Source organism: Mammaliicoccus stepanovicii, from assembly GCF_002902525.1.
GTDB lineage: Bacteria > Bacillota > Bacilli > Staphylococcales > Staphylococcaceae > Mammaliicoccus > Mammaliicoccus stepanovicii.
Map to the genome: position 1 here is coordinate 2950 of NZ_PPQZ01000077.1, position 12250 is coordinate 15199.

The window sequence follows — 12250 nt, forward strand, 5'->3', positions numbered from 1 at the left end:
TAAAATGGATTTTACAAAAAGTGAATATTTAAAAACACTTTCAGATGAATATATTTTAGGAGGTGTTAATTCACCTTCACGTTCTTACAAAGCTGTGGGTGGTGGAGCCCCTGTCGTAATGAAGAAAGGTAAGGGTGCTTATTTTTATGATGTAGATGATAATAAATACATTGATTATCTACAAGCCTATGGTCCTATCATCACAGGACATGCTCATCCTCATATTACGAAAGCAATTCAAACAGCAGCAGAAGATGGTGTTTTATTCGGTACACCTACTGAATTTGAAATCACTTTTGCAAAGAAATTAAGAGAAGCAATTCCTTCATTAGAGAAGCTTAGGTTTGTTAACTCAGGCACTGAAGCTGTAATGACAACAATAAGAGTTGCTCGTTCATATACTAAGAGAGATAAAATTATCAAGTTTGCTGGTTGTTACCATGGTCATTCTGATTTAGTACTCGTTGCAGCAGGTAGTGGCCCTTCACAATTAGGAACACCAGATTCTGCAGGCGTTCCAAAAAGTGTTGCCCAAGAAGTTATTACTGTTCCTTTTAATGATGTAGATTCATTTAAAGAAGCAATGGATCATTGGGGAGACCAAGTTGCTGGTGTTTTAGTTGAACCCATCGTTGGTAATTTTGGAATGGTCCAACCGAAAGAAGGATTCCTAGAAGCAGTAAACGAAATAACACATGCTCATGGTGGACTTGTCATCTATGACGAAGTGATAACAGCATTTAGATTTCATTATGGTGCTGCACAAGATTTATTAGGTGTATATCCTGACCTAACAGCTTTTGGAAAAATTATTGGTGGTGGTTTACCAATTGGTGCTTACGGTGGTAGCCAAGAAATTATGGAGCATGTTGCACCTTTAGGCCCGGCTTATCAAGCTGGAACAATGTCAGGAAATCCACTATCAATGAGAGCTGGTATTGCATTATTAGAAGTACTAGAGCAACCTGGTGTTTACGAACAATTAGATAAATTAGGTAAACAATTAGAAGATGGACTAAACGCGCTAATTGAAAAACATCAAATTAAAGCAACTGTTAATAGAATAAAAGGTGCATTAACTCTTTATTTCACTGACGAAAAAGTTGAAAATTATATCCAAGCAGAGAATACTGATGGAGAACAATTTGCTAAATTCTTTAAAGCAATGTTGAAACAAGGGATTAACTTAGCACCTTCTAAATATGAAGCGTGGTTCTTAACAACTGAACATACTGAAGAAGACATTAAACAGACATTAATTGCAGTTGATAACGCATTCACTGAATTATAGGGTTGTAATGTTGATTAAAACGTTGTATAACCAATATATGATAAACTTGTAAAATAACTTACAAGCTTCCGTTAATAACAAAAAGGAATGGTTCTATGAAATTTGGGGCAAGAATATTTAAAACAGGAATCGCGATTGTCCTTGCAATTTTTCTAGCAAATTTATTGCCAGGATCATCCATGATTACAACTTTAGCCGGTGTAACTGCTATGGTTGCGATGCAGCCCAGTGTCTATCGTTCATTCAAAACAGTCGTTGAACAATTTCAAGGTAATGTTATCGGTGCACTAACGGCAGTTGCTATATTCTATATATTTGGTAACCATGTTGTTTTCATTGGTTTAACTGCTGTTATCATCATATCAATATTATACAAATTCAATCTTCAACATGTATCCAACTTAGCTGTCGTTACAGCATTAATCATCCTTGGTACACATAATGGTGAATTCTACATGTCAGCCATTTATAGATTTTCACTCGTTATGATTGGTGTACTCAGTGCATTCATCGTAAACTTTGCTTTTTTACCACCAAAATTCGAAACAAAAATGTATTATAATTCTTTAAATATCTCAACTGACATATTCAAATGGTTTAGACTTGTATTAAATGGGACGACAGAGTTCCATTATGTAAAGCAAGACTTAGAAACGATTAGAACAAGAATTGTAAAGTTAGAACAGTTCTACTTATATTATAAAGAAGAACGTGCATATACTAAGAAAGAATCATTTAGTCAAATGAGAAAGAAGATTTTATTTAAAGAAATCATTACTACAACACGTCGTGCTTTCGAAGTTTTGAGAAAGATGAATCGATACGAAAATGATATATTAAACTTAGATGATAATTTCAAAGTACAAATGAAATTTGAACTAGATGAACTTATGGCTCACCATGAACAAATATTAGTTAGAATTTCCCAAAAAGCAAAACATGAATTAACTCAAGTACCAGACTATTTAGTAGAACCATTTAAAGAAGATCTTGTAGAAATTTTCATAAAAGAAATAACAGATAATCCTAACCAAAATGATTACTACATTGAACATGTAATGCAAGTTATTTCAGCGATGTTAGATTATAAAGCCTCAATTCAACATTTAGATCGCCTATCTGCAAGTTTCTTTAAATATCATTCAGATGATAGTGAAATACAAATTGATCAAGAAGATTTCGATTTATAATACTAAACGTTAAAGAGCGTGGGACATCATAGTCCCACGCTCTTTAACTTATTATTTCATCTTTATATAAATTATTTTTATATTTAGAACCATATACAACATCTCCATTTGCAGTACGATAAAGAATATGATTTTCATTAATATGATTTGGACTATTCACACCTACAGCAGCAGCTAAATTAAATAACCCTTCATGTAAACTTACAATATAGTTAGATACTCTATACTCTTTCTCAGTTACAACAAGTGCTGCTTCTTTTTTAGGATCAGTTGTTGCAACCCCAACAGGGCAATTATTAGTGTGACATTGTTGTGCCATTATACAGCCAACATTAATCATTAAGCTTCTCGCAACATTAACCAAGTCTGCTCCAAGTCCCAGAGCAATTGCAATTTGATCAGGTGTAATTAATTTACCAGAAGCAAATACTTTAACTTTGTTTCTTATGTTATGCTTTTTAAGTTCTATATCGAGTAATGGCAGTGCAGTAAATAATGGTAAACCAACACTATCAACTAATTCTTGATATGTCGCCCCTGTTCCACCTTCTCCACCATCAACAGTAATAAAATCAGGAATGATATTTAGTTTTACCATATCATGAATAAGTTCATGTAAATCTTTTATATTACCAACTACTATCTTAATACCTATTGGTTTGTTTGAAAGCTTTCTTAATCTATCAACAAATTCTAGTAATTCTTTGTTATTGTGAAGAAATTCAAATCTATTTGGTGAATTAACTGTTTCAAATGGTTTAACATTACGAATTTCAGCGATTTCTTCTGTTACTTTAACCCCTTCTATATGGCCACCTCTTGTTTTAGCACCTTGTGCCAACTTTAACTCGAATGCTTTAATCTGATCCATCTTCGCTTTTTCTATAAATGCTTCTTCATTAAACTTACCATCTATATCCCTAACTCCAAATAAGCCAGGACCTATTTGAAATATAATGTCACAGCCTCCAACCAAATGATGTTCACTTAAACCACCTTCACCAGTATTCATCCATGAACCGCTTCTTCCTAAACCTTTAGACAATGCTGTAATTGCATTTTTACCTAATGCACCGTAGCTCATACCTGACTGCCCTACTATACGATTTACTTTGAAAGGATGTTTCAAATTGGATCCTATTACGATTTCGTTTTCTTCAGTTAATTTAAACGGTTCAACTGTTTTCTTTGTATTTTTTTCTTTACGATCAAATAGACCTTCGTTTAATATATCGTAAGTATATGTATCGATTTTATTTTTTTGGTTTATTTTTAATTCATCAAAATCAACAGGAAACATTGTATTTTGAATATAAAACCCAGGTTCTTCGAAATTACGTCTAGAACCAAAACTTTCTATTCTATTCTTATATTTCCCCGGTATCACAATATCTAAATATTGTTTTCTTGAAAAAGGCTTTCCCTCATTATCATTCAATAATAAATACTGTCTTAACTCAGGACCTATCATTTCTAAAAAATATCTCACGCGTCCTAATACAGGATAATTTCTTAAAACACTGTGATGTTTTTGTCTTTTATCAATTACATAAAGTGAAACTGCAGCAATTATTAATCCAATAATAATCACGAAAAATAATACGTTAACAATCAACTGTAATATACTTAAAAAAGCCATAAAAAATCCCCCTTATTCTATCACTAATATATCAATAATATCATAGATAATAATAAGGGGTGTTATTTTATCCAAATGATTGGATATTGTATAAATTATAGTAACTACCTTTAGCTTGCATTAATTCTTTATGAGAACCGATTTCATCGATATGACCATTTTGTATGACGACAATCTTGTCGGCATGAGTTATCGTAGAAAGTCTGTGCGCTACTATTAAAGTTGTTCTTTCAGAACTTAAAATTTCAAGTGCATCTTGAATGATTTTTTCACTTTCTAAATCAAGCGCACTCGTTGCTTCGTCTAACACTAAAATTGGTGGATCATTTAAGAATATTCTAGCAATCGAAACTCTTTGTTTTTGCCCACCAGAAAGTTTAACGCCTCTTTCACCAACTTCAGTGTCATAACCATTTGGTAATGATGTTATAAAATCATGCGCATTTGCTTTTTTACTTGCCTCAATGACTTCTTCATCCGTTGCATCTGGTTTACCAAGTAATATGTTTTCTTTAATCGTATCAGAGAATAATATATTATCTTGTTCAACTAAACCAACTTGGTTTCTTAAACTTTCAGTAGTAAAATCTTTCACGTTATGGTCGTCTATTTTAATTTCACCACGTGTTACATCATAGAATCTAGGTAATAAACTTATAAGTGTTGATTTACCTCCACCACTCATTCCAACAAAGGCAACTGTTTCTCCTTTTTGAATGTCTAAATTAATATCGTGGAGTACTTCAGGTTCATAATCATTATATTTAAATGCAACATCATTAAATGAAATTTTTCCGTCATTTATTTTGATGTCTTGCGCATCATCTTCATTTTTTACATCGTATTTTTCATCGAACAAATGAAATACTCTGTCCATTGACGCAATACTTTGAGTTAATGTAGTTGATGAAGCTACTAACCTTCTTAATGGACCATATAGTTGTTCTAAATATGCAACAAATGCTGCTAAAGTACCGACAGTTAAGTTTCCTTGAATAACAAGAAAGCCACCTACGCCAACAACGAGTAATGGACCAAGATCTGTAACAGTATTAACAACAGCAAATGATTTTGCATTCCATTTTGTATGGTCTGTTGCTTTAGTTAAGAAATTCAAATTACGTTTATCAAATCTTTCTTCTTCATTCTTCTCTATGGCAAAACTCTTAATAACTGACATACCTGAAACTCTTTCATGAAGAAAACCTTGAAGTTCTGCTAAACTTTGTGATCTCCTTCTAGTTAGACTACGTAATCTCCCGAAGAAGTAATAAATACTAAATATAAATAATGGGAAAATAGCTACTGCAGCAAATGTTAATTTGATATCAAGTACAAACATAATACTTAACGCTATAACAATTGTTACTAAATCTAACCAGACATTCATTAAACCAGTTAATATGAAATCTTTAGTTTGTTCAACATCATTGATGACACGAGAGATAATTTCTCCTGCTTTATTATTCGAATAAAACCTTGAACTTAATGCTTGTAAATGCGTATATAGTTTCTTTCGAATATCATATAAAATCTTATTTGATGTCCACTGTGCTAAATATTGTCTGAAGTATTCTATAGGTGGTCGTAGCACAATAAATATAAATCCCATTATTAAAAGCGCATATGTTAGTTTCTGAGTCTTCTCACCAACAGATAATGCACCATTATTTATAACATCATCAATTACAAACTTAATGAGTAATGGTAGTAATAAAGGGATACCAAATTTTAAAATCCCAATGATAATCGTACCTACAATATGCCATTTGTATGGTTTTACAAATTGTAAATACCGCTTAATCATACTTTTTCCTCCTAACATGCTCCAAACTAAACAGCCTAGCAAATGCTAGGCTGTTTAACTTTCATTCTCATGATATCTTCTATCTATTGAATGAAATCTTTCTTGCCACACTTTTATAAAGTCTGGCGCAAATGGTCCTTTCTTACGTTCAATCCATTGTTGTAAAATATCAACGTTTCTTCTTAAAATGTCATCAATATCTTTAGGATAATTCATTTGTTTCATATGTTGACGGTATTCATCTTCGTCTAATAAGTGATACTTACCGCTCGGATAAACTTTGATGTCTAAATCATAATCAATGTACTTGATTGCTTCTTCGTCACAAACGAAAGGTGAAGATAAATTACAATAATAATAAACACCATCATCTCGGAACATACAAATGACATTAAACCAATATTCAGCATGGAAATATACAATTGCTGGTTCTCTCGTAATCCAGGTTCTACCGTCACTTTCTGTTACAAGTGTACGATTATTTCCACCTATAATAACATGACTCGTTCCTTTAAGAATTGTTGTTTCAGACCATACACGATGAATATTCCCGTCGTGTTTATAACTTTGAATTTTAATTACTTGGCCTTCTTTAGGTATGGATTCTTTGACCATATTCCACACCACCTTTTAATTATTTACCAAGTTATTATATCATATATATATAAATAAGCTAAAATTATGTTTCAGCCGATTTATCTATTCATTTTACTAAAAATTTTAGACATAGACGTTGAGAATGACAATTGATCTTTTTGTTGTTTAGAAATCCATCTATATGGTGCTTTGAAACTATTTTTTTGAGTATATGCTCTATATACTTCCATATTCCACGTCATATGTGTAAATACATGTTTCGTTGTAAATTCAGGTTCTGACTCTATGTCGATGACTGCATCTAGTTCTTCTTCAATACTATGTATACTTTCATCATGTTCAAACATTGGAAATTCCCACATATTATGCAGTAGTTTGGCACTTCGCTTTCGGACTAATACTTCCCCATTTTTATTAGTAATATATAATACTACGTAATTCACTGTTTTTTTCTTAATTTTCTTCTTCTTAACAGGTAATTCTGTAACGACACCTTGATGAAATGCTTCACAATGCGTTTGTACCGGGCAGAATAAACAAATTGGATTTTTAGGTGTACAAACAGTTGCGCCAAGTTCCATCATAGCTTGATTAAAATCACCTGAATTTGTTTGTACATATGGCATGAGTTCTTCTTCAAATGTCTTCTTCGTCTTTTGTAGTTGAATATCTGCATAATTACTCGTTAACCTACTCCAAACTCGAAGCACATTACCATCCACTGCCGGTAATGGATGATTATGTACTATACTCATTACAGCCGCATTTGTATATGGGCCCACACCTTTTAAATGTTTAAATTCAGTTGGATCAGTAGGTACAACACCATTATAACTTTCATGAACTTCTTTAACCGCTTCATGAAAGTTTCTAACTCTCGAATAATAACCTAATCCTTCCCAATACTTCAGTACTTCTTCTTCTTTAGCATTACTTAAATCTTCAATTGTTGGAAATGCTTTTATAAATGCATTGTAGTAAGGTTTAACTGTATTAACTTGAGTTTGTTGTAACATGACTTCACTTAACCAAATATAATAAGGATTTGTCGTTTCTCTCCAAGGCATTTGTCTCTTGTTTTCATAATACCAATGGAGTAAATCTTCCTTAAAATTAATAGATTCTATCATTTTTGCCACTACTTTCTACTTAATTACTTTCAGATTTCGATACTTATGCTATATAATATATATCATATACATTAAAGTAAAGTGGTGATATTTATGGATACTGGTACACATGTTGTTATGGGCGTTGCATTAACTGGACTTGCTACATTAGATCCACAAGTTACTCCAACATTTGCAGCTGTTGCAACAGGTGTGATGATTGGTTCTCAAATTCCAGATATTGATACAGTTTTAAAATTAAAAAATAATGCCATTTATGTAAAAAATCATAGAGGTATAACGCATTCAATTCCGTTCACTTTATTATGGCCACTTATCTTAACTTTCTTAATTTACATCATCTTTCCAGGTGTAGATGTGTTTCACATATGGCTTTGGACTCAATTTGCCGTATTCTTCCATGTGTTTGTAGATATATTCAATTCTTATGGAACGCAAGCGTTGCGGCCAATTTCTAATAAATGGATTCAACTTAGTATTATTAATACATTTGATCCTATTATTTTTGTGTCACATCTTATCGCAATTTTATTTTGGACATTTGGCGTAAACGCTGGTATTGCATTTGGTACATTGTATATTGGACTTGCTGTATATTATGTCATAAGATTTATACTTCAAGATGCCATCAAAAAACAAGCCTTGAAACAAATCCAACATGAACATAATCCAGTGAAAATATTCGTTGCCCCAACTATAAGATTTATGGAGTGGCGCATTGCAATACAAACTGAAACACATGATTATGTAGGAAGAAGTTATGGTCGTAACGTATCGTTTAATGATGTATTTAAGAGACAAACTTTCCCTAACGACCACATTATGGCACATGCAAAATATGACGAAAATTTAAGAGCATTTTTAAGTTTTAGTTCTATTTATCGATGGGAAGTAACTAGAATTGATAAGGATACAACTGAATTAAGATTTATCGATTTAAGATATTTAAAAAACGGTCACTATCCTTTTGTTGCCATTCTGCATTTGGATGACGACATGAAAGTTACTCAATCATATATTGGTTGGGTATTCACAGAAGAGAAACTAATGAAAAAATTAGCAGCTTAAATTATATGCTTTCAATAGAAGAGCCTAGGACAATTTAATTAGTCCTAGGCTCTTCTACATGTTTAATCATTAATTATCATCGAACAATTCAGTTTTATGCGCTCTATTAACATTAACCCATAACAAGTATATCAATGCAATTTCAAAATAAAACAAGATGTGATATGGCAAGTTCGTACTTGCAGCACTCCCTAAAATCATCGTTTGCTGAAATCCATTAATTACATAAAATAAAGGATTAAGTCTCAAAATATTAACCCAAACTGCATACATATTATTTGGTACATACAAAATAGGTACTAATAATATGAGAAATATGAGTGCACCAAATACTATATACCTTGTTTTATAAAAGTACTTTCCTAACACGCCAATAATTGATGCAAGTGGAACAAGTAAGACGTATGTCATGACTAAATAATAAAAGAATCCAAGGTGATTGATTTCAATCACTTCTGTCATGCTCGTTGAAACCAGTCCTGTTATAGTCATAGCAATTAAGAATATAATCATCATTAAAAATACTTGTGCTGATGTACCTACGTAATAAGGTACGGATAGTCGATTATATAAAGAACCTTGTTTTCTTACTGTTTTTTCTGAATGGAAAAGCGCAAAAAATATCCAAAAATAAGCAAAGAATCCAACTAATTTGAAAAATGAAGTTGTTCTTTGTACATCTATTGTATCTCTAATCAATAATTGACCAAATGTAATTAAAAGTAATAATAGTAAAGCGCCTAATACAATTAAGTACTGTTTATAATGATATCGAACCTCAAAAAAACAATATTTGATCATATGTGGGAAATGTTTAATATGTTGTTCAAATAACTCGTTCATATAATCCTCCTATAATCGAATATATATCCATTTATTTGATTTCAAATCCGCTAGCATATAACCATCTTTAGATTTAACTACCCAAGTATCGCTAGAGATATTATACTCTTTCACTAGTTTATCTTTATGCTTCATATCAAATGTAAAACCAGTTAAATGATCATCGCTGTTAAACACCATGTATACCTTTTGGCCTTGCATTTGTTCGTTAAAACGATTTTTCTTCTCAGGTTCAATTGTTTCAGAAACTTGTTTATGAGATTTACCCATAAAACTATTATAGAAATCTATATAATTTAAATAACTATCATCTACGTACCCTTCTAGTTCTGACCAGTCAACTTCTTCATATAGTCCAGCTGGGTTAAAGAAATATAAGTTATTTTTATCTGAAGTATATGTTTTGCCATCTACTTCTAATCTATATTTAGATTGATTCTCTCCTGTTACATCTACAAAACTATATTGAGGCATGTTCACGTTATGTCCCTTTGAATTCAACTCAATACCATTTTGTAAAGAAACAACATATGCCGACTTATCTATGTATTTTGGTTCTTTATTCGTCGTTATTACTTGTTTTGCTACTTCTTCTTTGTCTGATTTAGAAGTTCCGACTCCGACAAACATAAACATTGAAGATAAAGCTATACCTACTATAAATATTATCGCATAAAATATCATCTTCTCGATTGATTTAGGTAATTTGCCATATTGATATTTACGCATACGTTTATAGCCTTCACCTTTTGATATGGGTAATTCTTGTTGAGACATTTTCCATTTTAAGTCATGTAGGTCTTTTTGTTCTTGGCTATGTAGTTGATTATATTTCTTATAATAGTCTCTATAGTATGACAAAACATCTTTCACGTTGCCTTCTTTACGGACTTGTCCATATGTTAACCATATTAAATAATTGCTCATTTTTTCGATTGAATGAATGTGATCATCAATTAATACAGCTGCTCTATTATTTTCTTTCTGTTCATTTAAGAAGGAATTGAATTTTTTTTGAAACTCTTCATCTAAATATTGAATGATATTTGTAAATATCGCTACTGTTGGTTTCATATGTGTTGCTAAACTTAATAACAGTCGTGCATATTCTTTATCGTCAATTTCTTGACATGATTGAGCTGCTTTATCGGACAGTTCAGCATAATCCAAAATTTCTTTCTGTAAAGAAGGAATTTTATTCGTCTTTGCCCCTGATAAACTCAATGTGCGTATGATGATTTCATTCAATGTTTGAACATCTTCACCTTTATGTGACACATCAGCAAGAAATGTTTGTTCATTATTTGTGACTTTACCTATATTAGGGCTAACTTCTTTCGTCATTAATCGGCTGATCATCTCTTTACCTGATTCTTTATCTCCAATTATTCCTAAAACTTCACCACGATACAAATGCACAGTCACGTTTTTTAGAACAATATCTTTAGATAAATGATTTAACTTAAGTAAAGACTTAAATTTATTTTGATTTTTGTTTTTATAATAATATTTAGTTGCATTAACAACTCTAACTAATATTTGCTGTGTCATTCTGCACCACCATTATAGTTGTAGAAGACTTACTGGAATGCCTTCTTCAATTTTTGATCCTTTCAATCTAAATCCCCAAGCAAATACGCCATTTATTCGTTCAACTTTGAAATAACTTGGTGTGTCTCCTATGAGACCATAAACTTTACCAATTTCTATCTTCGAAGTGTCTACTAAATAACTTTCGGCGATTAATGCTTTTCTTTTATAAACTTCATATTCATTAAGTATACCCATCGCTTCAGCTTTTCTCATCTTCTCACGATAATCAGCAATACTATTTTTTAATTCGTGTTCATTCATTTCAACAAATTTTTTCTCTTCATTCATCTACAATACCACTTTCTTTTAATTTGTCATTAATCATATCAAAAGTATAGCCTTTTCTCATTAGCGCTTGAACAACATGTGTTCTAAGTTCATATCCATTATATTTCTTTTGATATTTATTATATACCCTTTCTAAATCTTTCATCAAAATATTTTCAACATCATCAGATGTAGGCTCAATATTTAAATTTGTCATATGTTCTTGAATAAGTGAAAATGAGTAGCCTCTTTGTTGTAAAGTGTGTACGATCGTTTGTTTTAGTCTATTTGGGGGTTGTTTCTTCTTGGACATTATTTTCTTTGCAATATTAGGGATACGGTCTTCGGACATTTCTTGTTCGAACTTTTCTTTATAACTTATAATCAAGTTGGATTCTATGCCTTTTTCTTTCGCTACTCTTTCAAAATGATCTGGACCTTTGTCCGTTGTTTTTAAAATAGTATTTTTAAGACTTTCAACATAGTCCTCATGATTTATGTATTTATTAGATTCACAATAATCGATCACTTGATTTGCTAATTCTAGTGTGTAATCTTTATCGAGCAAATATTTTTCAATTTCATATTTCGTTCTTTTCTTATGTGATAAATAAACTATCGCTTGATTTAATGCTTGTCTATATTGATCATAATCTTTAATTTCTTGTAAAAATTGATTTGTCACTTCCATACCTTTACTCAAATTAAAGAAAACATATGTTGCTTGGTCTATTCCTAACTCAAATTCACCATTTACGAATACATTAAATCTTTCTTTGTTTTTCTTTTGAACTTCTATCTTTGTAATTTTAAGCAAAATATATC

General features: G+C 31.5%; 11 protein-coding genes. 3 read left to right on the forward strand and 8 right to left on the reverse strand.

Going from position 1 to position 12250, the window contains the following annotated elements; genetic code table 11:
* Nucleotides 1–4: 4 nt before the first annotated feature.
* The gene (locus tag CD111_RS09750) at nucleotides 5–1291 is read left to right on the forward strand and encodes a glutamate-1-semialdehyde 2,1-aminomutase (RefSeq protein ID WP_095087138.1); all 1287 of its coding nucleotides are present in this window, start codon (nucleotides 5–7) and stop codon (nucleotides 1289–1291) included.
* A gap of 95 nt (nucleotides 1292–1386) precedes the next feature.
* The gene (locus CD111_RS09755; RefSeq protein WP_095087136.1) at nucleotides 1387–2481 is read left to right on the forward strand and encodes an FUSC family protein; all 1095 of its coding nucleotides are present in this window, start codon (nucleotides 1387–1389) and stop codon (nucleotides 2479–2481) included.
* A 43-nt stretch (nucleotides 2482–2524) separates the two neighbouring features.
* Here the strand turns inward: CD111_RS09755 and CD111_RS09760 are convergent, their stop codons facing one another.
* The 4 genes from CD111_RS09760 to mutY form a co-directional block, all read right to left on the reverse strand.
* Nucleotides 2525–4120, reverse strand: coding sequence for an FMN-binding glutamate synthase family protein (locus tag CD111_RS09760; protein ID WP_095087134.1), 1596 nt, complete (start codon nucleotides 4118–4120; stop codon nucleotides 2525–2527).
* 67 nt (nucleotides 4121–4187) lie between these two features.
* A complete protein-coding gene (locus CD111_RS09765; RefSeq protein ID WP_095087132.1) occupies nucleotides 4188–5927 on the reverse strand; it encodes an ABC transporter ATP-binding protein in 1740 nt (579 codons plus the stop codon).
* A 54-nt stretch (nucleotides 5928–5981) separates the two neighbouring features.
* Nucleotides 5982–6542, reverse strand: a complete 561-nt coding sequence (gene ntdP / locus CD111_RS09770) for a nucleoside tri-diphosphate phosphatase (protein WP_095087130.1) — start codon at nucleotides 6540–6542, stop codon at nucleotides 5982–5984.
* An 80-nt stretch (nucleotides 6543–6622) separates the two neighbouring features.
* A complete protein-coding gene (gene mutY, locus CD111_RS09775; protein WP_095087128.1) occupies nucleotides 6623–7654 on the reverse strand; it encodes an A/G-specific adenine glycosylase in 1032 nt (343 codons plus the stop codon).
* A gap of 93 nt (nucleotides 7655–7747) precedes the next feature.
* On the opposite strand from mutY, the gene CD111_RS09780 reads away from it, so the two are divergent.
* Nucleotides 7748–8722: a metal-dependent hydrolase gene (locus CD111_RS09780; RefSeq protein ID WP_095087126.1), complete on the forward strand. Its 975-nt coding sequence runs from the start codon at nucleotides 7748–7750 to the stop codon at nucleotides 8720–8722.
* 69 nt (nucleotides 8723–8791) lie between these two features.
* Here CD111_RS09780 and CD111_RS09785 read toward each other — a convergent pair whose 3' ends face one another.
* Genes CD111_RS09785 through recX form a run of 4 tightly spaced genes read right to left on the reverse strand, consistent with a single transcriptional unit; the run spans nucleotide 8792 to nucleotide 12242 of the window.
* Nucleotides 8792–9565 carry an ABC transporter permease gene (locus CD111_RS09785; RefSeq protein ID WP_095087124.1) on the reverse strand — a complete coding sequence of 258 codons (774 nt, stop codon included), beginning with the start codon at nucleotides 9563–9565 and terminating at the stop codon, nucleotides 8792–8794.
* Nucleotides 9566–9574: 9 nt separating this feature from the next.
* Entirely contained in the window at nucleotides 9575–11116 is a 1542-nt protein-coding gene (locus CD111_RS09790) for an ABC transporter ATP-binding protein (protein ID WP_095087122.1), read from the reverse strand.
* A 12-nt stretch (nucleotides 11117–11128) separates the two neighbouring features.
* Nucleotides 11129–11446 carry a YfhH family protein gene (locus CD111_RS09795; protein WP_095087120.1) on the reverse strand — a complete coding sequence of 106 codons (318 nt, stop codon included), beginning with the start codon at nucleotides 11444–11446 and terminating at the stop codon, nucleotides 11129–11131.
* Entirely contained in the window at nucleotides 11439–12242 is an 804-nt protein-coding gene (gene recX / locus CD111_RS09800) for a recombination regulator RecX (protein WP_095087118.1), read from the reverse strand. The genes CD111_RS09795 and recX overlap by 8 nt, the downstream gene beginning before the upstream one ends.
* Between the last annotated feature and the right edge of the window lie 8 nt (nucleotides 12243–12250).

Bases quoted from the DNA above. Each gene is read 5' to 3' on its own strand.
- CD111_RS09750 (WP_095087138.1), top strand. From the start codon at position 5: ATGGATTTTACAAAAAGTGAATATTTAAAAACACTTTCAGATGAATAT.
- CD111_RS09755 (WP_095087136.1), top strand. From the start codon at position 1,387: ATGAAATTTGGGGCAAGAATATTTAAAACAGGAATCGCGATTGTCCTT.
- CD111_RS09760 (WP_095087134.1), bottom strand. From the start codon at position 4,120: ATGGCTTTTTTAAGTATATTACAGTTGATTGTTAACGTATTATTTTTC.
- CD111_RS09765 (WP_095087132.1), bottom strand. From the start codon at position 5,927: ATGATTAAGCGGTATTTACAATTTGTAAAACCATACAAATGGCATATT.
- ntdP (WP_095087130.1), bottom strand. From the start codon at position 6,542: ATGGTCAAAGAATCCATACCTAAAGAAGGCCAAGTAATTAAAATTCAA.
- mutY (WP_095087128.1), bottom strand. From the start codon at position 7,654: ATGATAGAATCTATTAATTTTAAGGAAGATTTACTCCATTGGTATTAT.
- CD111_RS09780 (WP_095087126.1), top strand. From the start codon at position 7,748: ATGGATACTGGTACACATGTTGTTATGGGCGTTGCATTAACTGGACTT.
- CD111_RS09785 (WP_095087124.1), bottom strand. From the start codon at position 9,565: ATGAACGAGTTATTTGAACAACATATTAAACATTTCCCACATATGATC.
- CD111_RS09790 (WP_095087122.1), bottom strand. From the start codon at position 11,116: ATGACACAGCAAATATTAGTTAGAGTTGTTAATGCAACTAAATATTAT.
- CD111_RS09795 (WP_095087120.1), bottom strand. From the start codon at position 11,446: ATGAATGAAGAGAAAAAATTTGTTGAAATGAATGAACACGAATTAAAA.